The organism is Jatrophihabitans sp., assembly GCF_035474675.1.
Lineage (GTDB): Bacteria > Actinomycetota > Actinomycetes > Mycobacteriales > Jatrophihabitantaceae > Jatrophihabitans_A.
The window spans coordinates 1-23843 of the sequence record NZ_DATINC010000146.1 but is presented as its reverse complement, the minus strand read 5'-3'; the positions used below and the strand labels follow the sequence as shown (position 1 = coordinate 23843).

The window sequence follows — 23843 nt, the reverse complement described above, 5'->3', positions numbered from 1 at the left end:
AATTTATTTCTGAACCCCCTTCCCTGACTGCAATGGCTCTGTCCCGAGTGTCTGCATTGGGTTAGCCTGTGGGCGTTCGAACGGCAGTCATCGAGGGCACGGCGAAGGAACAGGGCGGGAGAGCAGCTCGTGATCGAGTCAGCAACGGCAGCACCGACGCACAGCGCGCAGGTCCACCACAACAAGCTCACCGAGGCCTACCTGGCAGCCTTTGCCGCCAGCGGGATCAAGGCCAGTGAATTTCACGCCGCCGTGCAGCCGGTGACGGTGGGAACCCATTTCGACGGTCGTTGCCTGACCCGGCCCGGCCTGCTGCAGCGCGAACAGGTGCGGCAGTTGGGAGCGGATCTGGAGACCCTGTACCGGTGCCTGACCAGCCTGCCGGAACGGTTGTTCGGCGGCGACCTGGGCGCCTTCGCGCTGGCCACCGGCGTGCCCCGCCAGCAGGTGGACGCGATCGTGCGGGGCCGTGGCAACGCGCCGAGCCGGCTGTCTCGGGCCGACCTGTATTTCGACGACGGCGGCTTCCGGGTGCTGGAGTACAACATGAGCGCCGCCCTGGGCGGCATCGACAGCGGCGGTCTGATCCGGGCGTTTATGGACCAGCCGTTCATGGCCGAGTTCGCGGCCGAGCACAACCTGGGCTACATCGACACCATGGACGAGGTCGCCCAGACCCTGCTGGCCGAGTGCAACGCCGCCCCGGGTACCCGTCCGGTGGTGGCGTTCTGCGACTGGCCCGCCAGCTACCCCGAGCTGGAACCGCAGTTGCACAAGAATGCCGCCGCGCTGACCCGGCGCGGCATGGACACCTTCGCCTGCCACCTCGGCCAGCTGCGGGTGGACGAGCAGTACGACGTCTGGCTGGACGGCCGCAAGGTGGACGTGATCTACCGGCTCTTCCTGATCGAGGACCTGCTCGACCCCAGCGGACCCGGCCTGATCGAGCCGGTGCTGCGGGCCGCCGAGCGCGGCAAGGTGCAGATCTTCTCCCCGATGGACGCCGAGCTCTACAGCAGCAAGGGCGCGCTGGCGCTGCTGTCGGACGAGGCCAACCGCGGCTTGTTCAGCCCGGACGAGCTGGAGGTGCTGGACCGGATCCTGCCCTGGACCCGCACCGTCCGGCCCGGGCCGGTGACCGTGGACGGCCGCCGCGTGCTGCTCGAGGAATATGCCCTCGACCAGCGCGAGGAGCTGATCCTCAAGCCGGTGATGCTGCACGGCGGCGCCGGCGTCATCCCCGGCTGGCAGACCGAGCCCGACGCCTGGGCCGCGCTGCTGCGGGAGTCGATGAACGAGCAGTTCGTGCTGCAGCGGCGCATCCACCCGCACACCGAGCTGTTCCCGTCCGACGACGGGCCGACCGAGTGGCTGCTGGTGTGGGGCGCCTTCCTCGGCGCCCGCGGCTACTCCGGGATGTACCTGCGCGGCGGGCTGGTCGCCAACCAGAACGCGGTGCTCAACATGGTCAGCGGCGCCACCGGCTCCTGCTGCTTCCACGAGCTTTCCTGAAAGGCCCGGCTCGGCGCGGCTGCACCTGGTGGCCCGGCTCGGTGCGGCTCACCGCGCCGCGGCTCGGCTCAACGCGTCCGGCTCAGGGCGGCGCGGCTGGGGCGCGGGCCAGGTCGGCCGCCCCGACCAGGCCGGCCTGCGGCCCCAGCTCGGCCAGCACGACCTCGGCCGCCGGCCGGTAGCCGCGTCCGGTGAGGGTCTCGCCGAAGGCCTGCCGGGCCGGGGCAAGCAGCAGGTCGCCGGCCTCGGACACCCCGCCGCCGATCACGAACACCGTGGGATCCAGCACCGCCGCGAGATCGGCCAGCCCGCGGCCCAGCCAGCGTCCCATCGCGGTGTAGATCTCTCCCGCCGCGGGATCGCCCTCCCGGGCTGCCTGGGTCACCAGCTGCCCGGTCAGCCGGTCCGGCTCGCCACCGGCCAGCTCCATCAGCCGGTGCGCCCCGACCGGCGAGACGGCGGCCAGCTCCCGGGCGTCCCGGGCCAGTGCGGTGCCGGAGGCATACATCTCCCAGCAGCCCCGGTTGCCGCAGGCACACCGGCGGCCGTCCGGCACCACGCTCATGTGCCCGTACTCGCAGCCCACCCCGTACGCCCCGCGGTAGAGCGCCCCGTCGAGCACCAGCCCGCCGCCGATCCCGGTGCCCAGGGTGACCATCACCGCTACCCGGGCTCCGCGGGCCGCGCCGAACCGGTACTCGGCCCAGGCCGCGGCGTTGGCGTCGTTCTCCACCAGCACCGGCACCCCGATGGCGCCGGCCAGCGCGTCGCGCAGCGGCTCGTCGCGCCAGGCCAGGTGCGGGGAGAACAGTACGGTGGCCCGGTCGTTGGCGATCCAGCCGGCCGCCCCGATGCCGACCGCGGACACCGGGTGCCGGCCGGCCAGCTCGGAGACCACCTCGACGATCACCGCCTGGGTCTGCCCGACGTCGTTGCCCGGGGTGGCACGCCGGGCGGTGTCCAGCACCCGGCCCTGGTCGTCCACCACCCCGCCGGCCACCTTGGTGCCGCCGATGTCGACCCCGATCGCGAGCGGCATCAGCCGGTCTCGACGCGCTTCTTCAGCTCCTTGAGGGCGGTGTCCATCACGACCTTCTCGGCCTTGCGCTTGAGCATGCCGAGCATCGGCATCGCCAGGTCCACCGACAGGTTGTAGGTCACCTCGGTGGTGCCGGCGCCGGTGGGCACCAGGGTGTAGGAGCCGCGCTGGGCCTTCTGCATCTGGCCCTTGACCAGCGTCCAGGACACCTCGAGGTCGTCGTGCCAGGTGTAGGCGAGCTCGTACTCGTCGCGTATGCCGCCCGCGTCGATCTTGAAGGCGACCTGCTCGGCACGCCCGTCCGGGCCCGGCTTGGTCACCTCGGTGGACTTCACCGACTTGGCCCACTTCGGGTAGGCGGCGAAGTCGGCGATCACCGCCATCACGGCGGCCGGAGCTGCGTTGATGGTGATCGACTGGGTTGACTCATCGGCCATGGGCGAAGGTTACCGTCGAGTTTGCCGGCCGGCGGCACTGGACACCGGGAGCACCGGCACCAGCCTCAGCCGCTGGTCTCCCGCGGCCGGGACTCCAGGCTGTCCTTGAGCCGCCAGAACACCTGCTTGGCGTGCCAGCCGGCCCGCCGGTTCGCCCGGCGGGTCACCCGCGGCGGCAACTGCTGGCCATCGGCCGGTGCCAGCCGCAGGAAGTGGTGCAGGATGACGCCGGCCTTGAACGGCTCCAGCCAGATCTCCACCGTGCCGGTCAGGGCCGGCCACCTTCCGGACGGCCCGGACTCGGCCGCGAACTGCACCCCCTTGACGCCGCGGTCGCGGGTCACCGTCAGCCGCAGATAGGGCCACCAGGCCTGCCAGTTGGCAGGATCGCGAACCTCGACCGACACTGTTTCGGGTGCGGCATCGATCCAGGTGTCGTCGACGAGGTGGACTTGCGGGTGCATTGCGGCAGGATGACACGCCAGGCAACTCCAGATGCGACTACCCTGCGGCCAGGGTTACCTTTCGATGTTCCCCAGCAGTCTTGTCCAGGACCCCGATCCGCGAGAGGCGAGCGAGTGCGTGAGCTGACCATTCCCAGCGCCGGAACACCTCCGCAGAACAATGCCGCCCAGTACGTCTTCGACAACGCCCGGACCAGGCCGGACCTGGTGTCGTTGAAGGTCCGCGGCACCGACGGCTGGCGCGAGGTGACCGCCGCGGAGTTCGCCGAGCAGGTGCTGGGCGTCGCCCGCGGGCTGATCGCGGCCGGCATCGAACCCGGCGACCGGGTCGCGCTGATGAGCAAGACCCGCTACGAGTGGACGCTGTTCGACTTCGCGGTGCTGGCCGTCGGCGCGGTGGTGGTGCCCATCTACGAGACCTCCTCGGCCGAGCAGGTCGAGTGGATCCTGTCCGACTCCGAGGCCGAGTCGGTGATCGTCGAGACCGCCGCGCACGCCGCGATCGTCTCCGAGGTGCGCGAGCGCACCCCCGGTCTGCGCCGGGTCTGGCAGATCGAAGCCGGCGCGGTCGCCGAGCTCACCGCGGCCGGCGAGGCCGTCGACGCCGAGCAGGTGCACGCGCGCCTCGCGGCCGGCAAGCCCGGCGACCTGGCCTCGCTGATCTACACCTCCGGCACCACCGGACGTCCCAAGGGCTGCGAGCTGACCCACCTGAACTTCCTGTCCGAGGTCTCGGAGGTGGCCAGCGGGCTGGGCAACCTGTTCAACGCCAACACCTCCACGCTGCTGTTCCTGCCGATCGCGCACGTGTTCGGCCGGGCCATCGAGATGGGCGCCATCGCCACCGGATGCACGCTGGGCCACACCGCCGACATCAAGAACCTGATCGCCGACTTCGCCGTCTACCAGCCGACCTTCGTGCTGAGCGTTCCGCGGGTCTTCGAGAAGGTCTACAACACCGCCAAGCAGCGCGCGCACGCCGACGGCAAGGGCAAGATCTTCGACCGGGCCGAGGCGGTGGCCATCCGGTACTCCGAGGCGATGGACTCCGGCGGCGCGGGACCGGCACTGCGGCTGCAGCACAAGGTCTTCGACAAGCTGGTCTACTCCAAGCTGCGGGCCGCGCTCGGCGGCCAGTGCACGGCCGCCATCTCCGGCGGGGCTCCGCTGGGCGCCCGGCTCGGGCACTTCTTCCGCGGCATCGGCGTGACCATCTACGAGGGCTACGGGCTGACCGAGACCACCGCCGGGGCCTGCCTCAACGTCGAGGACAAGATCAAGGTCGGCTCGGTCGGCCGGCCGGTCGCCGGCATGAGCGTCCAGATCGCCGACGACGGCGAGATCCTGCTGGCCGGCCCGGTGGTGTTCGACGGCTACTGGAAGAACACGACGGCCACCGCGGACGCCCTGGAGGAACGGGGCGGCAAGACCTGGTTCCACACCGGCGACATCGGCGAGATCGACGACGACGGCTTTGTCACCATCACCGGGCGCAAGAAGGAGCTCATCGTCACCGCCGCCGGCAAGAACGTCGCCCCGGCGGTGCTGGAGGACCGGGTCCGGGCGCACTGGCTGGTCAGCCAGTGCCTGGTGGTGGGCGATCAGAAGCCGTTCATCGCAGCCCTGATCACCCTGGACCCGGAGTCGCTGCCGACCTGGCTGGAGAAGGCCGGCCGGCCCGCCGACACCGCGCTGTCCGAGCTGGTGGACGACAAGGACCTGCGGGCGGAGATCCAGCAGGCCGTCGACGACGCCAACCGGGCGGTGTCCCAGGCCGAGGCGATCAAGAAGTTCACCATCCTGGCCGCGGACTGGACCGAGGCTGGCGGCCAGCTCACCCCGTCGCTCAAGCTCAAGCGCAACCTGGTGATGTCCGAACGCGCCGGCGACATCGCCGCGCTGTACTCCAGCGCCGGCCGGGACTGAGCAGTTCCTTCAGGGACTGAGCAGTTCCTTCAGGGACTGAGCAGCTCTTACGGGGACGGAGCAGCTCCTACCCGGGACTGAGCGGCTGCTACAGCTGCAGCAGCTCGGCCAGCCGGTCGGCCATGGTGCCCCACTGCCAGGCCTGCTCGGTCCAGCGCCGGCCCGCGCTGCCCATCCGGCCGGCTCGCTCCGGGTCGGCGAGCAGGCCGCCGACCTGGTGTGCCACGCCGGCCACGTCCCGGCCGTCCACCACCAGCCCGGTGATGCCGTCGCGGACCGCGTCCGGGGCGCCGCCGGAGTTGCCGGCCACCACCGGCCGGCCGGACGCCGACGCCTCCAGGAACACGATGCCCAGCCCCTCGACGTCCATGCCCAGCCGGCGGGTCCGGCACGGCATGGCGAACACGTCGCCGGCCGCGAAGTACTCGGGCAGCTCGGCGGCCGGCACCGGGCCGGTGAAGACCACCCGGTCGGCCACCCCGACCCGGTCGGCGAGCTCCCGCAGTTTCTGCTGGTACGGCCCGCCGCCGACGACCAGCAACGCCGCCTGTTCGACCCGGGCAGCGATCGCCGGCATCGCCTGGATCAGCACGTCCTGGCCCTTGCGGGGCACCAGCCGGGAGACGCACACCACCACCGGACGGCCGGTCAGGCCGTGCCGGTGCCGGACCGCCGCGCCGGATACCGCTGGGCTGAAGGTGTCGACGTCCACCCCCGGGGTGAGCTGCACCAGGGCCGGGTGCGGGCCGAACGCGCCGGCCAGCCGCTGCCGGGTGTAGTCGGCCAGGTAGGTCACCACGTCCACCTGGTTGCCGATCCGGCGCAGCGCCTGCCGGCCACCCGGCAGCATCGCCCAGCCGGCCTCGTGCCCGTGGCTGCTGGCCACCATCCGCCGCACCCCGGCCCGGCGCAGCGGCGGCGCCAGCAGCCCGAGCGGCGCGGACGCCCCGAACCACACCGCGGTGCTGCCGAAGTCCTCCCGGGCCCGCAGCACCCGGCGCCGGGCGCGCGGGGTGGGGGTCAGCAGGCCACCGGGATGCCGGCGGACCGGAAAGTCCTGGCCGGCGTCGAAGGCTTTCGAGCCCGGGTGGTCCGAGGCGTACACCGCGAGCTGGCCGGCTGGCAGCCGCCGGGCCAGCTCGTAGACGAAGGACTGGATGCCGCCCTGCCGCGGCGGGAAGTCGTTGGTGACGACCAGCAACCGGCGGGTGCTCATCGCAGCTCCGAAACCAGGTAGGACCGCCAGGCGGCGGTGAAGCGGGCCACGTCGGTGTGCAGCACCTGGCGCAGCCCCACCGCCAGCGCGGCGGCCGGATCGGTGGCGGCGGCCCGGGCCACCGTCCGGTAGAGCCGCACCAGGCCGGCCGGCCCGGCCCGTTCGGCGATCAGCCGGCAGGCCAGCCAGGACTGCTCGTAGGCCTGCGGCAGCCGGCTGCCCCCGGAGAAGGCGGTGTCGGCCGGCAGCGCCGCCGGCAGCCGGCCGGCCCGTACCTCGGTGGCGAGCTCGGCGGCGGTGGCCGGCACCGACAGGCCGGAGCCGAGGTTGCCGACGTAGTCGGCCAGCCCCTCCACCAGCCAGGCCGGCATCCGGTCGGAGGTGACCGCCCGGGACGCGATGTGGGTGAGCTCGTGGCCGATCACCAGCCGGCGCCCGGTGCCGTCCAACCGGGCCAGGTTGCCCGGGTTCAGCACGATCCGGGCGCCGAGCACCGTCCCGTCGCCGCGCACCTGGTCGGCCACCGCCACCGCGGCGAGGTCGGAGGTATCGACGCGGTCCCCCGTCACCGCGGCGAACTCCTGCGCGGTGTCCGGGATCAGCACCGCGACCTGGTCGTTCCAGCCGCTTCCCCAGACCCGGGTCACCACCGGCACGGCCTTCTCGACCAGATCGGCGAACACCGCCTCATCCTGCCGGTGCGCCGGATGCGCCAGCACCAGGGTGTGCGGGCCACGCCGGGCCAGCAGCTGGCCGAAGTCCCACGGCCCCCGCCAGGACGCGCCGCCGACCGTCGCGGCGTCGTCGTCGGCCGCCAGCTTCCAGTCCCGGCCCCGCCGCACCCCGGTCAGCCAGAGCTGCTGGCCGGTCGGCGCCGGGTCGACCGAGGCCAGGGCGTACTGCAGCTCGACGTGCACGATCACCACCGGACCGCCCAGCCGGCTCGCCGCCGGGCCCAGTACGTTCGGGTCGGTGACCGGCGCGACCAGCACGTAGCGCCAGGTGTCCAGCGGGACCTGGGCCAGGTTGGCGAACACCTGTCGCTGGCGCCCGGCGTAGCCCGCCGAGGCGGGCGAGGGATCCAGGTCCTGGGCCCAGGAGCTCCCGTCGCGCGCCAGCAGGGCATCCGCATGCCGGTGCAGCACGGTCAGCACCGCGGCGACGTCCGCCGAGCCGGAGCTGGCGGCGGGTGTCGCGGACTCCGGCCGCCGCCCGAGTTGGCGCACCAGCACCGCGGCCAGCACCACCGCTACCAGGACGGCCGAGCCGATCCAGACCGGCCACCAGCGACGGCCGCGTCGGGACAGCCGAACGGGCGGGACCGTTGCCGGTTCCCGCCCGTTCGGTTCAGCTGGCTGGCTCACCCGACCCGGGTGGCCCCTGAGTAATCGCTCATGTAGGACAGCGGCGACATCTTGACGACGTCTCCACTGGTCGGCGCGTGGATCATCATGCCGTCACCGACGTAGAGGCCCACGTGGTAGGCCGGCGATCCGAAGAACACCAGGTCACCGGGCTGCAGGTTCTCGCGGCTGACCGGGGTGCCCATGCCCTGCTGGCCGGCGGCGCTGTGCGGCAGGCTGACCCCGGCCGCCCGCCAGGCCCAGGAGGTCAGTCCCGAGCAGTCGAAGGAGCCCGGGCCGCTGCCGCCGTACTGGTAGGGCTTGCCGAGCTGGGCGCGCGCCTCGGCAATGGCCGTACCGGCCCTGCCCGAGGCATGCGCCGGCTGGCCGGCTCCCACCGGCGCCTCCGGGGTCGAGGCCGCCATGGCGTTGAGCACCACCTGGTTGACGGTGGCCGGCGACGGCAACGGGACCGGGTTGTAGTACTTGGCCCGCTCGGCCGCGGTCAGGGTGGCCAGCAGGGTCTTGTACTTGGTCACCTCGCGCTTGAGGTCGGCCTGCCGCTTGGCCAGGGCGTCGCGCTTGGCGACGGCGGTGGCCACCGCGGCCTTGGCCTGGGCTGCCGCGGCGTTCGAGGTCGCGATGGCCTTGCTCGCGGTCAGCGCCACCACGCTCTGGTGCTGGGTGAGCAGGTTCATCGACTGGATGGTCTGCAGGTAGCCGTCGGTGGAGTTGCTGGCCAGCAGCGCGGCCGTCCGGCTGAACGAGGCCGCCTTGTACTGGGAGGCCAGCAGCGCGGCCAACTGGCGCTGGGCGGTGTGCGCCCGCTGCTCGGCGGCGGCGGCGGCCTGGGTGGCTGTGGCGGCGGTCCGCTGGGCGGCGCGGACTTCGATCTGGGCCTGGTTGAGCTGTTCGGCCAGCTTCTCGCTGGACTGGGCCAGCTGGTGCAGCTTGGCGGTGGCCTGCGCCGAGGTCGTGGGGGTATCCAGCCGCGGGACTGCCTGAGCGGCTAGCGGGGCCACCAACGCTGCTGCGGTGACGATGAGCACACTGACAATTGTGCGGCTGAGCCGCGTAACACGAGTTGACGCCACTGTTGGCGGAACTCCTCTTCCACTCGACCGCCTACCGAGTTAGCTGTCGGGTTCGGGCTTGGAAGTTGCCCTACGGAGCAGTGCCGTACCGGTGCCGAGTGGCCCCGTTCTGCTCCGATTCACCCCAGAAAACCTGGGTCCCCGGTTCGGCGCGGACCAACGAACAGCACTTTTTTCTAAGGCTGTTCGCGACTCGTCTGTTGCCGACTCGGCGGTTTCCTCCGGTGCCTCCCGTCGGGAGGCGGCAACCGGAAGATCTCGGAAAGGTTACGTGACGGCCGTGCCATTGAGCAATCTGATCGGGCCGTGTCGTGAGCCTAATTTTTCACACTGGCGTCACAAATCAGGCAATTGCGGTACGGGTGCTGGGCGGGTCCTCGAGGCGCATGGTGGGCACCAGTCGCAGCGGCGGCAACAGGCCGCCACTGGCCAGTGCGCCGAGCGCGTCCTGCTCGGCGCTGTCGAGTTCCACCGCGCCCCGGTGCGGGCCCAGCAGGACGGCCACCACGCAGTCCTTGCAGCTGATGTCGCGGGCCGCGCAGCTGTCGCAGTCGATGAGCATCTTCGAACCTCTTCCTCCCGGCCGGCGGGACGTGTTCCGCGGGTCCTCCATACCGTAGGAACAGGCACTGACAGTTTCGCCCGCGAGCCGATCCAAGGTGGCCTTCCGTCCCGCAAACCGGCCCTGCCGAGCCATCGCCGTAGAAACAGTTGGGCGCTGCCTGCTGCTTTCGTCACACCCTATCGCTAACGTGTTCGATTGTGACCGCGATGACCACCGGCCAGCTCAGCCTCGACAGCATCGACGACTGCCTGGGGCAGCCGCTGCGCGATACCACCTTCGTGGTGGTCGACCTCGAGACCACCGGCGGCGCGTCCGGTACGGACGCCATCACCGAGATCGGCGCGGTCAAGGTGCGGGGCGGCGAGGTGCTCGGCGAGTTCGCCACCCTGGTCGATCCCGGGATGCCGATCAGCCCGTTCGTCAGCGTGCTCACCGGTATCACCGACGGCATGGTCTCCGACGCCCCGTCGATCGGCTCGGTGCTGCCGGCGTTCCTGGAGTTCGCCACTGGCGCGGTGCTGGTCGCCCACAACGCCCCGTTCGACATCGGCTTCCTCAAGGCTGCCTGCACCAGCCAGGAACGCAGCTGGCCCGCTCCGCCGGTGCTCGACACCGCCCTGCTGGCCCGCCGGGTGCTGACCCGCGACGAGGTGCCCAACTGCAAGCTGAGCACGCTGGCCCGCTTCTTCTCCTCCCCCGTCACGCCCAACCACCGGGCGCTGACCGACGCCCAGGCCACGGTCGACGTGCTGCACGCGCTGATCGCGCGGCTGGGCAATCTGGGGGTGCACTCGCTGCCCGAGCTGCGCGCCTTCACCTCCCAGGTCTCGGAGGCCCAGCGCCGCAAGCGGCACCTGGCCGACGGGCTGCCGCACGCGCCCGGGGTCTACCTGTTCAACGACGCCGGCGGCCAGACGCTCTACGTCGGCACCAGCAAGGACCTGCGCAGCCGGGTGCGGCAGTACTTCGTGGCCTCGGAGACCCGCAGCCGGATGGGCGAGATGGTGGGCCTGGCCGAGTCGGTCTCCTCGATCGTCTGCGCGCATGCCCTGGAGGCCCAGGTCCGTGAACTGCGGCTGATCACCTCGCTCAAGCCGCGCTACAACCGGCGCTCCAAGAACGGCGACCGGACGATCTGGCTCAAGCTGACCAAGGAGCCCTATCCGCGGCTGTCGATCGTGCACCAGGCCCGCACCGACGGCGCTCAGTACTTCGGCCCGCTGCGGTCCACCCGGCAGGCAGAGCAGCTGCGCGACGCCATCCACGACGCGGTGCCGATCCGGCAGTGCACCGACCGGCTGGCACCCGGCCGGCAGGTCCGGTCGGCCTGCGCGCTGGCCGGCATCGGCAAGTGCGCCGCCCCCTGCGAGGACGGGCTCTCGCCGGCCGCCTACGCGCGGCTGGTCGACACCGTGGTGCAGGCCTGGCAGGCCGATGTGGCGATGCTGATCGAGCCGCTGCGCGACCGGCTGGCGGCGCTGGCGGTCGCCCAGCGCTACGAGGAGGCGGCCGTGGTACGCGACCGGATCGCCACCCTGGTGCGCAGCTGCGCCCGGATGCAGGCGTTGGTCTCGCTCACCCGGATCGCCGAGCTGGTCGCCGCCCGCCCGGACGGCCTGGGCGGCTGGGAGCTGGTGGTGATCCGGCACGGCCGGCTGGTCGGGGCCGACGTGGCGGCTTGCGGCGTGCCGCCGATGCCGCTGGTGGCGGCCCTGCAGGAGTCCGCCGAGGTGGTGGCCCACACCTCCGACTCGGCGACCATGGCCACCGCCGCCACCGTGGAGGAGACCGAGCTGCTGCTGCGCTGGCTCAACGAGCCCGGCACCCGGCTGGTCTCGGCCAGCCATCCGTGGACCTCCCCGGCAGCCGGCGCCGCCCGGCTGCGCAGCTGGCTGGCCTCGGCCGACACCGCCCGGCGCAGCGCCCACCCGTTCGCCGACCGGCGGCGGCTGCCGGTCACGCACCAGCCCGTCCGGTCGGCGGCTGGCTCTAGGATCAGCGCATGATCACCACCATCGTCATGGTCAAGGTCGCGGCGAACAGGATCCCGGAAGTCGCCCAGGCGATTGCCGACCTGGAGGGGGTCAGCGAGGTCTACAGCGTGGCCGGCGACGTCGACCTGATCGCGATCGTCCGGGTGCGGGAGTTCGACCAGATCGCCGACGTCATCGCCGGCCGGCTGAGCCGGGTCGAGGGGGTGCTGAGCACCGACACCCACGTGGCGTTCCGGGCCTACTCCCGCCACGACCTGGAGTCGGCCTTCTCGATCGGCTACTCGGCCCCGGAGTAACGGCCGGCGGCAGTGAGGCCCAGCGGCAGACAAGGCCCGGCGGCAGTGAGGCTCGGCGATAGTTAAAGGCTCAGCGGTCCTGCTTGGCGCGCAGCTGCCGGCTGAGCTCCGCCCAGGTCCGCAGCAACGCCGCGGCCGACCCGTCGTCGATCGCCGCGGCGGCCGCCGGCAGGCCGTGCCGGACCGCCGCCTCGGCCGAGTCCAGCACGCCGTCGAACGCCGCGATCGCCGCGGCGGCGTTGAGCAGCACCGCGTCGCGCACCGGACCAGGCTCGCCGGCCAGCACCCGCCGGACCACCTCGGCGTTGAACGCCGCCGAGCCGCCGCGCAACGCCTGCGGCTCGGCCGGCGCGATGCCGACCGACGCCGGGTCCAGCTCGTCCTGCCGTACCGCGCCGTCGTGCACCAGCCAGACCTGCGAGGTGGTCGTGGTGGTCAGCTCGTCGAGCCCGTCGTCGCCGCGGAACACCATGCCCCGGTCGCCCCGGTCGGCCAGCACCTGGGCCATCACCGGCGCCATTTGCCCGTCGTAGGCCCCGATCGCGGCTGCCACCGGCCGGGCCGGGTTGGTCAGCGGGCCGAGGTAGTTGAACGCGGTCGGGACGCCGAGCTCGCGTCGCGGCCCGCTGGCATGCCGCATGCCGGCGTGGAAGACCGGCGCGAAGCAGAAGCCGATGCCGACCTCGGCCACCGTGGCCAGCACCCCGTCCGCGCCCAGGTCGATGGCCACCCCGAGCTCCTCCAGCACGTCGGCGGTGCCGCACGCCGAGGACGCCGCCCGGTTGCCGTGCTTGACCACCGCACGGCCGGACCCGGCGGTCACCAGGGCCGCCATCGTGGAGATGTTCACCGTCAGCGCCCGGTCTCCCCCGGTGCCGACCACGTCGACCGCCGGCTGGGACAGCGCCACCGGCACCGCACGGGCCAGCATGCTGCGCACCAGGCCGGCGAGCTCGGCGGGGGTCTCGCCCTTGGCGCGCAGCAGCACCGCGAAGGCCGCCAGCTGGGCCGGGCTTGCCTCGCCCGCCATGATCTCGGCCATCGCCCAGCCGGTCGCCTCGGCCGACAGCGACTGCCCGCGCATCAGCGCGGTGAGCAGGTCAGCCCACCGGGGCGGGGACGAGGAGGCGGTCACGGGCCGGGTCGCAACGGGAACCGGCTCAGCGCACCACGGGGATCGCGGCAGCCCGGGCCCGCAGCAGCTCGGCCACGGTCCGGGCGGCCACCACCGGGTCGAGCGGACGCACCAGGGTGGCGTCGGCCTGCGACCAGGCTGCCAGCCAGCGGTCCTGCGCCCGCTCCAGCAGCACCATGATCGGCGGGCAGTCGGTGATCTCGTTCTTGAACTGGCGGCACAGGCCGATGCCGCCGGTGGGCTGGGCGTCGCCGTCCAGCAGCACCAGGTCGATGTGGCCGGAGTCCAGCTGGTTGCGCAGCTGGCTGTAGTTGGCGCACTCCACCCAGTCGATCCGGCCCAGGTCGGGTGCTGCCCGGCGGCCCACCGCGGTCCGGACGGCGGAACGCAGGTCGGCGAGCTGGCTGTAGACCACAACGGTGAGGTTTCCGGGTGAGGTCATCTAGAGCTGCACTTCCTTCGTCGCAGAGCCTGCCGGCCGGGCGTCGGGTGTCGCCTGGGAGATCGCCATCGTATCCAGGACCGCAGCGTCCGGCGCCGGGGCATCCGGCAGCGGCGCGCTCGGCCCGCCGGCGGCCCGGGCCGCGGCCTCGGCGGCTTCCAGCCGGTCCAGGCGGCGGTCCTCCCGGGCCGCCTCGCGTTCGGAGGCCTTGATCCACTGGGCGGCCACCACGCCCAGCATGATCAGGCCGACCAGCTCCCCGGACGACCACAGCAGCCCGCCGCCGACCCGCTGGTCGGACAGCGGGTCCAGCCAGCCGAGCTCGAGGCCCTCGTAGTGCGAACCGGCGATCAGGGTGGTCTGGGTGTAGATGGCCAGTCCCAGGATGGCGTGGAACGGCAGGGTCGAGACCAGGATCAGGAACCGGAACGGCGGTGACTGCCGGCCGGGCAGCGGGTCGATGCCGACCATCGGCCAGAAGAACAGCGAGCCGACCAGCAGGAAGTGCAGGTGCAGCATCTCGTGCAGCACCGGGTGCTCCAGGGTCGCCGGGTACCAGCCGGTGAAGTACAGCGCGAAGGGGCTCGCCACATACAGCGCCCAGCCGACCAGCGGAAAGGTCAGCAGCCTGGCCAACCGGCTGTGCAGCAGTGCCAGCAGCACCGAGCGGACCCGGCGCGGCGTGGTACGCAGCGCCAGCGTGATGGGCGCCCCCAAGGCCAGGAAGATCGGCGCCACCATCGCCAGCAGCATGTGCTGGATCATGTGCAGGGAGAACATGGTGGTGTCGTAGCTGCCCAGCCCGCTCATCCCGGCGAACGCGATCACCCCGATCCCGCCGGCCAGGAACGCCGCCGACCGGCCCGCGGGCCACCGGTCGCCGCGCAGTCGCAGCCGCCACACCCCCCACAGGTACAGCCCGGTCGCGACCAGCAGCGGGACCACCAGCCACCAGTCCAGCTCGACCTCGGTGAACAGCCTCGCCACGGTGAACCGGGGCAGGTCGGAGGGCACCGTCGAGCCCGGTGATTCCCCGCCGTGGGCGAGCACCGGAGCGAGGGAGAACGGGGTGCCGAGCACTCTTCGAGGGTAGTGAGCGCAGAACACGTCTCCAGCACGGACCCCATGCCTCACGGTCTCGGCGGGATGGGGCAATAATGCAGAGGTGACCTCGACTGCACAGGCCGCTCCGGCCGGGCGCTTTCCCTCGTCCCAGGTTCATTCGCTGACCCGGCCGAACCTGGTCAGCGTCGGGACGATCGTGTGGCTGTCCAGCGAGCTGATGTTCTTCGCGGGCCTGTTCGCGATGTACTTCACGGTCCGGGCCAACAACCTCGACGTCTGGCCCGGCGCTCCCGCGCTGAACGGCAACCCGGCCTACTCGGTGCACCTGGCGGTGCCCTACGCCACCGTCTTCACGGTGATCCTGGTGGCCTCCTCGGTGACCTGCCAGTGGGGCGTGTTCGCGGCCGAGCGCGGTGACGTCTACGGCCTGCGCCGCTGGTTCGCCCTCACCTTCGTGATGGGCCTGATCTTCGTGCTCGGGCAGGCCAACGAGTACCGCAACCAGGTCAACGAGTACCGGCACCTGGTCAACGGCGTGCACGAGGCGGGCATGACGCTCTCGTCGTCGGGGTACGGCTCGGTCTTCTACCTCACCACCGGCTTCCACGGCCTGCACGTCACCGGCGGCCTGATCGCGTTCCTGTTCTTCCTGGCGCGCACCGCCCTGGGCAGGTTCACACCGGCCCAGGCGACCGCGGCGATCGTGGTGTCCTACTACTGGCACTTCGTCGACGTCGTCTGGATCGGCCTGTTCGCCACGATCTACCTCATCCATTAGCGACAGCCATGACGAACAGGTGCACCACCGCCCGGCCCGGCTCTCCGGCCCGAACCCCGAAAGGACGTCCATGACCGACGAGGACCACCTCGACGCGGACGGCGACCTCGGCTTCGCGCCCGCCGTCGTGGACAGCGCCGGCGCGGACACCGCCGGTGCGGACACTGCCGGTGCGGACACTGCCGTGGCGAGCACTGCCGGCCGGACCGCGCCGCGCCGCCGCGCCGGACTGCGGCGGCGGGTCACCAGCCTGGCCGTGCTGGTCGGCGCCCTGACCGTGGTCGGCGGCGGCTACGCCATGCTCGCCCCGACGTCCGGCGCCGACGACACCGTCAGCAGCCAGGACGTGGAGGCCGGCCGCCAGCTGTACATCAACAGCTGCGTCACCTGCCACGGCGCCAACCTCGAGGGCGTCGCGGGCCGCGGCCCGACCCTGGTCGGCACCGGTTCGGCCGACGTCTACTTCCAGGTCAGCACCGGCCGGATGCCGGCCCCGACCCAGGGTGCCCTGGAGCTGCGCAAGGTGCCCAAGTTCACCGAGCAGGAGATCCTGCAGCTCGGTGCGTTCGTGCAGTCCAAGGGCGGCGGCCCGCAGGTCCCGGCCGCCGACGCCAACCTGCGGGCGGGCTCCGAGGCGCTCGGCGAGGGCGGCGAGCTGTTCCGGCTGAACTGCGCCTCCTGCCACGGCGCCACCGGGCACGGCGCGCCGCTGTCGGCCGGCAAGATCGCCCCGGACCTGTACCGCGCCACCGACCGGCAGCTCTGGACGGCCATGCTGGTGGGGCCGGAGAACATGCCGGTCTTCAGCAACAACCAGCTCACCCCTGAGCAGAAGCGCGCGATCATCGCGTACGTGGAGAACCTCAAGACCACCAAGGACCCGGGCGGTGCGGGCCTCGGCCGGATCGGCCCGGTCGCCGAGGGCCTGCTGATCTGGACCGCCGGCCTCGGCGTCCTGATGGTCTCGATCTTGTGGATCGGAGCACGGCTGTGAGCACCACCCACTCCCCTTCCTCCGGCGAGGAGATGACGGCCGAGGAGGCCGCGCAGCTGAGCCCGGAAGAGGCGATGATCGCCGGCGCGGAGGCCGACGGCATCTACATCGTGCACCGCCGCGAGCGGTTCCCGATCGCCGGCACCAAGGCCGAGAAGCGGGCCGAGCGCACCATCGCCACCGTCTTCGTGATCGGCTTCCTGGCCGCGGTGGCCTTCATCGTGGTGTTCTGCGGCGCGGTGCCCTACGAGTTCAAGCTGCCCGGGGCCGGCAACCAGAACTACCGGTACTTCACCCCGCTGCTCGGCGGCCTGCTGGGCCTGGCGCTGGCCTGCATCGGCATCGGCGTGGTGCTGTGGGCCAAGTGGCTGCTGCCGGAGGAGGAGGCGGTCCAGGACCGGCACGACGGTGCCTCCGACATGACCCAGCAGATCCTCGGCGCCGGCACGCTGGTGTCGGGCTTCGAGGACCTGGGCATCGCGCGCCGCTCGATGCTCAAGACCACCCTGGGACTGGCCGGTGGCGCGCTCGGCCTGGTGCCGCTGGTCGCGCTGGTTGGCGCCATGATCAAGAAGCCCGGCCGCGGGCCCGGGCAGAGCCTGTTCCACACCCCGTACGGCCCGGGCGTGCCGCTGGTGTACTCCGACGGCCGGCGGGTCAGCCCGGACGACCTGCAGCCCGGCGGCATCGCGACGGTGTTCCCCGGCGTGGAGGGCGGCGTCAAGAACAGCGACTCCCCCACCCTGCTGATCCGGCTCCGCCCCGGCCAGACGGTCAAGGCCCGCAAGAACCAGGCGAACTTCGGCTGGGGCGAGTACGTGGCGTTCTCCAAGATCTGCACCCACGCCGGCTGCCCGGCCTCGCTGTACGAGCAGAAGACCGGACGGCTGCTCTGCCCGTGTCACCAGTCGCAGTTCGACGTGCTGCAGGATGCCAAGCCGGTGTTCGGTCCCGCCACCCGCAGCTTGCCCAAGTTGCCGCTGGACGTGGAGATGGTCGACGGCAGGCAGTACTTTAAGGCCAGGGACGATTTTCCCGAGGCAATCGGCCCGTCTTTCTGGGAGCGGCCATGACCACCACTGATCCTGCGGACCTGCGCCAGGCCCCCACCGTCAAGAACCCGCGGCGGTACGAGAAGCCGGCCACCCGGATCGGCAAGACCGGTCGCTGGGCCGAGGACCGGCTGGGCGTGGCCGGCGGCCTGCGCAAGCAGTTGAACAAGGTCTTCCCCGACCACTGGTCGTTCATGATGGGCGAGATCGCGCTCTACTCGTTCATCATCCTGATCCTGTCCGGCACCTTCCTGACCTTCTTCTTCGACGCCTCGATGGGCGAGGTGCGCTACGACGGCTCGTACGTGCCGCTGGACGGCGTGGAGATGTCGCGGGCCTACGCCTCGACGCTCGACATCTCCTTCGACGTCCGCGGCGGCCTGGTGATGCGCCAGATCCACCACTGGGCCGCGCTGCTGTTCATGGCCGCGATGCTGGTGCACATGTTCCGGGTGTTCTTCACCGGAGCGTTCCGCAAGCCCCGTGAGCTGAACTGGCTGATCGGCCTGGGCCTGATCACGCTGGGCCTGGTCGAGGGCTTCGCCGGTTACTCGCTGCCCGACGACCTGCTCTCCGGCACCGGGCTGCGGATCGCCGCGGCCATCATGCAGTCGATCCCGGTGGTCGGCAGCTGGGCCGAGTTCATGGTCTTCGGCGGCAAGTTCCCGGGCACCGTGATCATCGGACGGCTCTACATCGTGCACGTGCTGCTGGTGCCCGGCATCCTGGCCGCGCTGATCGGTGCGCACATGGCGCTGCTGGTCAAGCAGAAGCACACCGAGTTCCCCGGCCCCGGCAAGACCGAGCGGACCGTCAGCGGCGAGCGGATGTACCCGACCTACGGCATGAAGGCCGGCGGCTTCTTCTTCATCGTGTTCGCGGTGTGCGCCGCGCTCGGTGGGCTGGCCCAGATCAACCCGGTGTGGCTGTTCGGGCCGTACAACCCGGCGCAGGTGTCGTCCGGTTCGCAGCCGGACTGGTACATCGGCTTCCTGGACGGCTCGACCCGGCTCTTCCCGTCCTGGGAGATCCGGCTGTTCGACCACACCATCCCGCCGCTGTTCTGGCCGACGCTGGTGCTGCCCGGCATCCTGTTCACCCTGGCTGGGGCGTATCCGTTCCTGGAGGCGAAGTTCACCGGGGACAAGTCTGCCCACAACCTGCTGCAGCGTCCCCGTGACGTGCCGGTGCGCACCGGCCTCGGCGCGATGGCGATCACGTTCTACGGCGTGCTACTGGTCTCCGGCGGCAACGACCTGATCGCCAAGGCCTTCGACATCTCGCTGAACGCGATGACATGGGCGGGCCGGATCTGCCTGCTGGTGCTGCCGCCGCTGGCCTATGCGGTCACCTACAAGATCTGCCTCGGCCTGCAGCGGCACGACCGCGAGGTGCTCGAGCACGGCATCGAGACCGGCATCATCAAGCTGCTGCCCAACGGCGAGTTCATCGAGGTGCACCAGCCGCTCGGCCCGGTGGACGACCACGGCCACGGCCAGCTGGCCTACGCCGGAACCAAGGTGCCGAAGAAGATGAACGAGCTCGGCAACCCGCGCGGCCACAAGATCCGGGGCTTCTTCTACCCGGTCCGCGAGAAGGCCGACGTCCAGGCCGAGCTCGACGCGCTGGCCGCCTCCGAGCGCGAGCAGCACCGCGAGCGCGAACTCACCGACTGACCCGGGCGCGCTATGCCGGACCAATACTGGTCGGCCACGTGCGAATGAGCGCAGCGATCTGTCAGGAGGATCGGTCTCAACTCCTGCACCGTCGCGCCCTCCGAGCTGGGATGCAGGACTAGACACAAATGTGAGAGCGGCCAAGACTGGTATCTACTGAAACACCGTCCGCGCTGGCGCGCCCAGTAACGCCTCTGCGTCGGGAGTGACATGACCGAACCGGACCGGGGTTATCACGATATTCGACACGGAGCCACGGCGTACTCTGCGGTAGTTGGCACGTTCGGCGCGATAGCAGTACCCGCAATTATCCTTGTCTTCACCACTCCGGTACCGCATGTTGCGAACGCGCCAACTCTGGCCACCTTTGCCACCGCGCTCCTCGTTGCCGGAATGTTCGGCAGTCTGTTGGGCGCCGTCGCGCTTGCCTACCTCGGCGCGGAGCGTGACCCAATTGCCGGACTTGCTCCGGCCATCGTTTATGCCGCAGTGCCCGTCGTCGTCTCTCTCTCCTGCATAGTCGGGGCATTCGAGGTACTGGCAGCGTTGTTCCAGCCCTCAGTAAAAACACTTTTTTCCATGGTGGTGGCCGCAGGCAGCCTATTCGGGGTCGTCTATACCTGCTTCGCCGTTGTCCACAGCGTAAAGCTTGGTCCTACAGGCGAGACGCGCGGTGCGTGGCTGGAAGCTCAGCAGATTCGTGAACACGCCGGTGCCGTTAAGGCAGCATGGCTACTTGGCGGAGTGACCATAACTCCAGTTTTGCTAGCCATGGCCTTGCGACTGGCGGGAGCGCATCTGCGGCCGACCCCGTCCATCATTACCTTGGATGTGCTAATCGCACTAGCGCTGATAGCGACGGGTCCGCTGCTGGCGATCTTGCGCACCGTTCCATCCCGAACGCCAGAAGAGCAGCGAGGTCTCCGCCTGCACGAGATGTACACAGCGGACTTCGCGATCAGCGGATTTACGCTTCTTCTACTTTTTACGTTGCCCTAAGACTGAACCAGAGATCGCGCTCTAGCGCAGGGGCGACCGGTCGCCGGTGTAGTACTCGAAGAGCAGACCGCCGCTGGTGAACAGGATCATGATCACGCCGAGACCGACCAGCCAGTACTGCACGGTCGCCATGCCCATGGCGGTCACCATCGCACCGAAGGCGATCGCGACGGGCCAGTAGCTGCCGGGCGAGAAGAAGCCCAGCTCGCCGGCGCCCTCGGCGATCTCGGCGTCGTTGCGGTCCTCCGGCCGGGCGTCGATGCGCCGCGAGACGAACCAGAAGAACGAGCCGCTGATGCCGAACAGGCCGCCGGACAGGACCAGCGCCGCGGTGCCGGCGACCTCCATGCCGTGGCTGTTCTGCTTGGTCCAGCCGGCGTAGATGCCGGCGACCACGAAGCAGAAGAGCGCGACCCACAGGAAGATTCTGGATTCAGGTTTCATCGCTGCCCTCCCCTAGCTCGCACCGGTGCCGCAGGTCTGCGCACGCTCGGACGCCGACCGATGCTGGCGCTCGGTCACGAAGGGATAGGTGGTGGTGGCACACGGGGCTTCCCCGATGGCCTGCAGTGCCTTGCGCTGCTTGGCCGGATCACCGGACGGGATCGAGGCCAGGGCCGACAGGTACTTGGCGTAGTTGTCGGCGGTGACCACCCGGACCTCGAAGTTCATCTGCGAGTGGTAGGTGCCGCACAGCTCGGCGCACCGGCCGACGAAGTGCCCGGTGGAGGTGGCGGTGAACTCGAACTCGTTCGGCTTGGGCATCGGGATCACGTCGCGCTTGAACAGGAACTCCGGCACCCAGAAGGAGTGGATGACGTCCTTGCTGACCTCGATCACCCGCACCTTCTTGTCCACCGGCACCACCAGGATCGGGATCTCGTCCGAGGTGCCGACCGTGGACAGCGGCTTGCCGGCGGCCGGGTCGCTGCTCGAGTAGTTGGTGGCCTGCGAGGCGCCGTTGACGGTGTTCGACTTGTACTGGAACTCCCAGTTCCACTTGAACGCGACCACCTGGACGACGGTGTCGGGGTTGGGCGACAGCTTGTCGACGTAGTCCTCGGTGACGGCGGTGAAGTAGAACAGCCCCGCGATGACCACGAACGGCGCGATCGAGTACGCGATCTCGATCGGCAGATGGTACTTGGTCTGGGTGGGCAGCAGGTCGTCGGTCTTGCGGTAGCGGAAGCAGCACCAGAAGATCAGGCCCCAGACGATCACCCCGACGACGAGCGCGGCCACCGAGGACCAGGTCCACAGGGTGCGCATCCGGTCGGCCTGGTGGGTGACCCCGGTGGGCCAGCCGAAACGGAGCTTCATCTCGACGTCGTGGGCGGTGCACCCGGACAGCAGCACGGCAACGCCCGCGAGCAGGCCGAGCCGGGTGAGCCGGGACCGGAGACTGCGCTGCACTGGCGAAACCGCCCTTCCTTCATCCGGCCGGGTCGAGGCCATTCCCGCCTCGAGGATCCCGCACGTGCGAGCGTATCTGAGAACAGCGCACGGCAGCGGTGAGGGGTGGTTCGTGGCGTCAGGTAGCGGCCGGGTCGACTGCGGCGGCGGCCGGACCGAGGCCGTACTACCGTCTGACGGCATGGACCAGCCGGGCTCGGGCTACTTCGACGCCGCGGCCGGGCTGCCACTGCACCCGGTGGCCGCCGAGGCGATGCAGGCCGCCTGGGCCGACGGGTGGGCCGATCCGTCCCGGCTGACCGGCGCCGCCCGGCGCAGCGCGATCCTGCTGGACGCCGCCCGGCAGGCTGCGGCCGAGGAACTCGACGTGCGCCCGGACGAGCTGAGCTTCCTGCCGTCCGGCGTGCATGCCCTGCAGCACGGCCTGCTCGGCAGCCTCGCGGGCCGGCGGCGGGCCGGCACCGTGCTGCTGCACTCGGCGGTGGAGCACTCGGCGGTGTTCGCCGCGGCCGACTGGCACCGCGTGCACGGCGGCGAGGTCGAGGTGGCCGGCGTGGACGGCACCGGCCGGGTCCGGATCTCTGAGTTCGTGGAGCTGGCCGGCCGGCCCGGGGTGGCCACCGCGGTGCTGCAGGCGGCCAACCACGAGGTCGGCACCCGGCAGCCCGTCGCCGAGGCGGCCGAGCAGCTCGCCGGCCTCGGCGTGCCGCTGGTGGTAGACGCCGGCCACGACCTGGTCTACGGCCGGCCCCCGGATGAGGCGCCGGTCTTCACCGCCGACGCCCGGCTGTGGGGCGGTCCGGCCGGCGTGGGGCTGCTGGTGGTCCGCCACGGCACCCGGTGGCGGCCGCCCTTCCCGACCGACGAGTCCGAGTCCGGTCGCTCGCTCGGCCCGCCCAACGTGCCGGCCATCGTGGCCGCGGTCGCCGCGCTGCGCGCCACCCGGGCCGGCCGGGAGGCCGAGGGACGCCGGCTGGCCGGGCTGGTCGACCGGATTCGCGAGCAGGTGCCGCTGGCCGTACCGGACACCGTTGTGCTCGGGGACCCGGTAGACCGGCTGCCGAACCTGGTCACCTTCTCCTGCCTGTACCTCGACGGCGAGGCGCTGCTCACCGAGCTGGACCGGCGCGGCTTCGCGGTCTCGTCCGGCTCGTCGTGCACCTCCGACACGCTGACCCCGTCCCATGTGCTGGTCGCGATGGGCGCGCTGACCTCGGGCAACGTCCGGATTTCGCTGCACCCGGGCGTCGGCCAGGCCGACGTCGAGCGGTTCCTGGCGGTGCTGCCCGACGCGGTGGCCGCCGTGCGGGCCCAGGCGCCCGGGTCGCCCGCCGTCCGGGAGACCGAGGGCCGGACCGAAGCAGCCACGGTGCTGGACAGCCGGGGCCGGCGCTGCCCGCTGCCGGTGCTGGACCTGGCCCGGGCACTGCCCGACCTGGCGATCGGCGCCGAGCTGACGGTGCTGGCCGACGACCCGGCAGCAGCCGGCGACATCGCGGCCTGGTGCCGGATGCGCGGCCAGCAGCTGGTCGGCCAGCAGGACGCGGGCGACGGCGGCACCGCCTACCGGGTGCGGCGCGTCCGGTGACCGGTCGAGCTTCTGGGAGTATTGACCCCATGAGCGTGCAGATCACCGACATGCACACCGAGCAGACCGACATCGACGGGCTGCTGGTCATCACCGTCAAGCAGGTCAGCGACCCGCGCGGCACCGTCCGGGAGTTCTTCCGGCTCTCGACCCTGGACGGCTTCGGCACTCTCCGCCAGATCAACGTCACCGAGTCCGGTTACGGCGCGGTGCGCGGGCTGCACGGCGAGTCCACCACCAAGCTGGTCGGCTGCGTGGCCGGGCAGGCGCTCGGTGCCTACCTCGACACCCGGCCGGACTCGGCCAGCTACGGCAAGGTGGTCACCGTCGACCTCTCCCTCGGCGTCCAGGTGCTGGTGCCGCCCGGCGTGTGCAACGGGTTCCAGTCGGTGAGCCGCGAGGGCAGCCAGTACCTGTACTGCTTCACCGACGAGTGGTACCCGGGCATGCCGGGCATCGCGTACTCGCCGCTGGACGAGGGCCTGGGGTTCAGCTGGCCGATCCCGGTGGACGCCGGCAACCCGGCGCAGATCTCGGCCAAGGACGCGGCGGCGGCGAAGTTCAGCGAGCAACGGATGGACGGCTGACATGTGCGGACTCATCGGTTACCTCGCGGCTCCCGCCGCCGAGGACCAGCTGCCCGAGACCCGCGCGGCCATCGAGGCCTCGCTGGCCCAGATGCGCCACCGCGGCCCGGACGACGCCGGCACCTGGTCCGACGACGAGGCGGTGATCGGCTTCCGCCGGCTGTCGCTGATCGACTGGGAGCACAGCCACCAGCCGCTGCCCTACCTGGCCCAGCGCTACCAGCTGAT

The 23843-nt window shown here is 71.1% G+C and carries 23 protein-coding genes, 1 pseudogene and 1 riboswitch; of the genes and pseudogenes, 12 read left to right on the top strand and 12 right to left on the bottom strand.

Going from position 1 to position 23843, the window contains the following annotated elements:
- Positions 1-129 precede the first annotated feature (129 nt).
- Complete coding sequence (locus VLJ82_RS17045; protein ID WP_408664560.1) at positions 130-1512, top strand: hypothetical protein; 1383 nt, start codon at positions 130-132, stop codon at positions 1510-1512.
- 82 nt (positions 1513-1594) lie between these two features.
- Here the strand turns inward: VLJ82_RS17045 and VLJ82_RS17040 are convergent, their stop codons facing one another.
- From VLJ82_RS17040 to VLJ82_RS17030, 3 genes are all read right to left on the bottom strand, one after another.
- Positions 1595-2551 carry an ROK family glucokinase gene (locus VLJ82_RS17040; protein ID WP_408664559.1) on the bottom strand — a complete coding sequence of 319 codons (957 nt, stop codon included), beginning with the start codon at positions 2549-2551 and terminating at the stop codon, positions 1595-1597.
- The gene (locus VLJ82_RS17035) at positions 2551-2988 is read right to left on the bottom strand and encodes an SRPBCC family protein (RefSeq protein ID WP_408664558.1); all 438 of its coding nucleotides are present in this window, start codon (positions 2986-2988) and stop codon (positions 2551-2553) included. The genes VLJ82_RS17040 and VLJ82_RS17035 overlap by 1 nt, the downstream gene beginning before the upstream one ends.
- A gap of 65 nt (positions 2989-3053) precedes the next feature.
- On the bottom strand, positions 3054-3452 hold the full coding sequence (locus VLJ82_RS17030) for a polyketide cyclase / dehydrase and lipid transport (protein ID WP_408664557.1): 399 nt from the start codon (positions 3450-3452) through the stop codon (positions 3054-3056).
- Between the two features lie 114 nt (positions 3453-3566).
- Between VLJ82_RS17030 and VLJ82_RS17025 the strand changes: the two genes are divergently transcribed.
- The gene (locus tag VLJ82_RS17025) at positions 3567-5378 is read left to right on the top strand and encodes an AMP-dependent synthetase/ligase (protein ID WP_408664556.1); all 1812 of its coding nucleotides are present in this window, start codon (positions 3567-3569) and stop codon (positions 5376-5378) included.
- 88 nt (positions 5379-5466) lie between these two features.
- Here VLJ82_RS17025 and VLJ82_RS17020 read toward each other — a convergent pair whose 3' ends face one another.
- The 4 genes from VLJ82_RS17020 to VLJ82_RS17005 all read right to left on the bottom strand — a co-directional run bounded on the left by VLJ82_RS17020 (position 5467) and on the right by VLJ82_RS17005 (position 9593).
- Positions 5467-6594 (bottom strand): glycosyltransferase family 4 protein, encoded by a 1128-nt coding sequence (locus VLJ82_RS17020; protein ID WP_408664555.1) that lies wholly within the window; start codon positions 6592-6594, stop codon positions 5467-5469.
- The gene (locus tag VLJ82_RS17015) at positions 6591-7958 is read right to left on the bottom strand and encodes a hypothetical protein (RefSeq protein WP_408664554.1); all 1368 of its coding nucleotides are present in this window, start codon (positions 7956-7958) and stop codon (positions 6591-6593) included. Before VLJ82_RS17015 ends, VLJ82_RS17020 begins: the two co-directional genes overlap by 4 nt.
- The gene (locus tag VLJ82_RS17010) at positions 7955-8986 is read right to left on the bottom strand and encodes a C40 family peptidase (RefSeq protein ID WP_408664553.1); all 1032 of its coding nucleotides are present in this window, start codon (positions 8984-8986) and stop codon (positions 7955-7957) included. The genes VLJ82_RS17015 and VLJ82_RS17010 overlap by 4 nt, the downstream gene beginning before the upstream one ends.
- A 60-nt stretch (positions 8987-9046) precedes the next feature.
- Positions 9047-9210, bottom strand: a riboswitch (cyclic di-AMP (ydaO/yuaA leader).
- A gap of 164 nt (positions 9211-9374) precedes the next feature.
- Entirely contained in the window at positions 9375-9593 is a 219-nt protein-coding gene (locus VLJ82_RS17005; protein WP_408664552.1) for a hypothetical protein, read from the bottom strand.
- Between the two features lie 209 nt (positions 9594-9802).
- Here VLJ82_RS17005 and VLJ82_RS17000 point away from each other — a divergent pair, with 209 nt between their 5' ends.
- Together VLJ82_RS17000 and VLJ82_RS16995 are read left to right on the top strand one after the other, a co-directional pair.
- Entirely contained in the window at positions 9803-11602 is a 1800-nt protein-coding gene (locus VLJ82_RS17000) for a DEDD exonuclease domain-containing protein (RefSeq protein ID WP_408664591.1), read from the top strand.
- Positions 11599-11886, top strand: a complete 288-nt coding sequence (locus VLJ82_RS16995) for an Lrp/AsnC family transcriptional regulator (RefSeq protein ID WP_408664551.1) — start codon at positions 11599-11601, stop codon at positions 11884-11886. The genes VLJ82_RS17000 and VLJ82_RS16995 overlap by 4 nt, the downstream gene beginning before the upstream one ends.
- Positions 11887-11956: 70 nt before the next feature.
- Here VLJ82_RS16995 and trpD read toward each other — a convergent pair whose 3' ends face one another.
- The 3 genes from trpD to VLJ82_RS16980 all read right to left on the bottom strand — a co-directional run bounded on the left by trpD (position 11957) and on the right by VLJ82_RS16980 (position 14543).
- Positions 11957-12970 (bottom strand): anthranilate phosphoribosyltransferase, encoded by a 1014-nt coding sequence (gene trpD / locus VLJ82_RS16990; protein WP_408664590.1) that lies wholly within the window; start codon positions 12968-12970, stop codon positions 11957-11959.
- Positions 12971-13046: 76 nt separating this feature from the next.
- Entirely contained in the window at positions 13047-13463 is a 417-nt protein-coding gene (locus VLJ82_RS16985) for a hypothetical protein (protein ID WP_408664550.1), read from the bottom strand.
- Positions 13464-14543, bottom strand: coding sequence for a cytochrome c oxidase assembly protein (locus VLJ82_RS16980; protein WP_408664549.1), 1080 nt, complete (start codon positions 14541-14543; stop codon positions 13464-13466). It abuts the gene before it with no gap.
- A gap of 85 nt (positions 14544-14628) precedes the next feature.
- On the opposite strand from VLJ82_RS16980, the gene VLJ82_RS16975 reads away from it, so the two are divergent.
- The 5 genes from VLJ82_RS16975 to VLJ82_RS16955 all read left to right on the top strand — a co-directional run bounded on the left by VLJ82_RS16975 (position 14629) and on the right by VLJ82_RS16955 (position 20027).
- Positions 14629-15306, top strand: a complete 678-nt coding sequence (locus tag VLJ82_RS16975) for a cytochrome c oxidase subunit 3 (protein ID WP_408664548.1) — start codon at positions 14629-14631, stop codon at positions 15304-15306.
- A gap of 70 nt (positions 15307-15376) precedes the next feature.
- The gene (locus VLJ82_RS16970) at positions 15377-16300 is read left to right on the top strand and encodes a c-type cytochrome (RefSeq protein ID WP_408664547.1); all 924 of its coding nucleotides are present in this window, start codon (positions 15377-15379) and stop codon (positions 16298-16300) included.
- The gene (locus tag VLJ82_RS16965; RefSeq protein ID WP_408664546.1) at positions 16297-17373 is read left to right on the top strand and encodes a ubiquinol-cytochrome c reductase iron-sulfur subunit; all 1077 of its coding nucleotides are present in this window, start codon (positions 16297-16299) and stop codon (positions 17371-17373) included. The genes VLJ82_RS16970 and VLJ82_RS16965 overlap by 4 nt, the downstream gene beginning before the upstream one ends.
- Positions 17370-19028, top strand: coding sequence for a cytochrome b (locus VLJ82_RS16960; RefSeq protein ID WP_408664545.1), 1659 nt, complete (start codon positions 17370-17372; stop codon positions 19026-19028). Before VLJ82_RS16965 ends, VLJ82_RS16960 begins: the two co-directional genes overlap by 4 nt.
- A gap of 210 nt (positions 19029-19238) precedes the next feature.
- A complete protein-coding gene (locus VLJ82_RS16955; RefSeq protein WP_408664544.1) occupies positions 19239-20027 on the top strand; it encodes a hypothetical protein in 789 nt (262 codons plus the stop codon).
- A 21-nt stretch (positions 20028-20048) separates the two neighbouring features.
- Here the strand turns inward: VLJ82_RS16955 and VLJ82_RS16950 are convergent, their stop codons facing one another.
- Positions 20049-20471, bottom strand: coding sequence for a cytochrome c oxidase subunit 4 (locus tag VLJ82_RS16950; RefSeq protein ID WP_408664543.1), 423 nt, complete (start codon positions 20469-20471; stop codon positions 20049-20051).
- 12 nt (positions 20472-20483) lie between these two features.
- Positions 20484-21440 carry a cytochrome c oxidase subunit II gene (gene coxB, locus VLJ82_RS16945; RefSeq protein ID WP_408664542.1) on the bottom strand — a complete coding sequence of 319 codons (957 nt, stop codon included), beginning with the start codon at positions 21438-21440 and terminating at the stop codon, positions 20484-20486.
- 181 nt (positions 21441-21621) lie between these two features.
- Between coxB and VLJ82_RS16940 the strand changes: the two genes are divergently transcribed.
- The 3 genes and pseudogenes from VLJ82_RS16940 to VLJ82_RS16930 all read left to right on the top strand — a co-directional run.
- A complete protein-coding gene (locus tag VLJ82_RS16940; protein ID WP_408664541.1) occupies positions 21622-23028 on the top strand; it encodes a cysteine desulfurase/sulfurtransferase TusA family protein in 1407 nt (468 codons plus the stop codon).
- Between the two features lie 29 nt (positions 23029-23057).
- Complete coding sequence (locus VLJ82_RS16935) at positions 23058-23615, top strand: dTDP-4-dehydrorhamnose 3,5-epimerase family protein (RefSeq protein WP_408664540.1); 558 nt, start codon at positions 23058-23060, stop codon at positions 23613-23615.
- A gap of 1 nt (position 23616) precedes the next feature.
- Positions 23617-23843 (top strand): annotated as a pseudogene (locus VLJ82_RS16930) (asparagine synthetase B); the annotation flags it as partial.

Bases quoted from the DNA above. Each gene is read 5' to 3' on its own strand.
- VLJ82_RS17000 (WP_408664591.1), top strand. From the start codon at position 9,803: ATGACCACCGGCCAGCTCAGCCTCGACAGCATCGACGACTGCCTGGGG.
- trpD (WP_408664590.1), bottom strand. From the start codon at position 12,970: ATGCGCGGGCAGTCGCTGTCGGCCGAGGCGACCGGCTGGGCGATGGCC.
- VLJ82_RS16985 (WP_408664550.1), bottom strand. From the start codon at position 13,463: ATGACCTCACCCGGAAACCTCACCGTTGTGGTCTACAGCCAGCTCGCC.
- VLJ82_RS16960 (WP_408664545.1), top strand. From the start codon at position 17,370: ATGACCACCACTGATCCTGCGGACCTGCGCCAGGCCCCCACCGTCAAG.
- VLJ82_RS17035 (WP_408664558.1), bottom strand. From the start codon at position 2,988: ATGGCCGATGAGTCAACCCAGTCGATCACCATCAACGCAGCTCCGGCC.
- VLJ82_RS16995 (WP_408664551.1), top strand. From the start codon at position 11,599: ATGATCACCACCATCGTCATGGTCAAGGTCGCGGCGAACAGGATCCCG.
- VLJ82_RS16970 (WP_408664547.1), top strand. From the start codon at position 15,377: ATGACCGACGAGGACCACCTCGACGCGGACGGCGACCTCGGCTTCGCG.
- VLJ82_RS16950 (WP_408664543.1), bottom strand. From the start codon at position 20,471: ATGAAACCTGAATCCAGAATCTTCCTGTGGGTCGCGCTCTTCTGCTTC.
- VLJ82_RS17040 (WP_408664559.1), bottom strand. From the start codon at position 2,551: ATGCCGCTCGCGATCGGGGTCGACATCGGCGGCACCAAGGTGGCCGGC.
- VLJ82_RS17005 (WP_408664552.1), bottom strand. From the start codon at position 9,593: ATGCTCATCGACTGCGACAGCTGCGCGGCCCGCGACATCAGCTGCAAG.
- VLJ82_RS16935 (WP_408664540.1), top strand. From the start codon at position 23,058: ATGAGCGTGCAGATCACCGACATGCACACCGAGCAGACCGACATCGAC.
- VLJ82_RS17020 (WP_408664555.1), bottom strand. From the start codon at position 6,594: ATGAGCACCCGCCGGTTGCTGGTCGTCACCAACGACTTCCCGCCGCGG.
- VLJ82_RS16955 (WP_408664544.1), top strand. From the start codon at position 19,239: ATGACCGAACCGGACCGGGGTTATCACGATATTCGACACGGAGCCACG.
- VLJ82_RS16940 (WP_408664541.1), top strand. From the start codon at position 21,622: ATGGACCAGCCGGGCTCGGGCTACTTCGACGCCGCGGCCGGGCTGCCA.
- VLJ82_RS17030 (WP_408664557.1), bottom strand. From the start codon at position 3,452: ATGCACCCGCAAGTCCACCTCGTCGACGACACCTGGATCGATGCCGCA.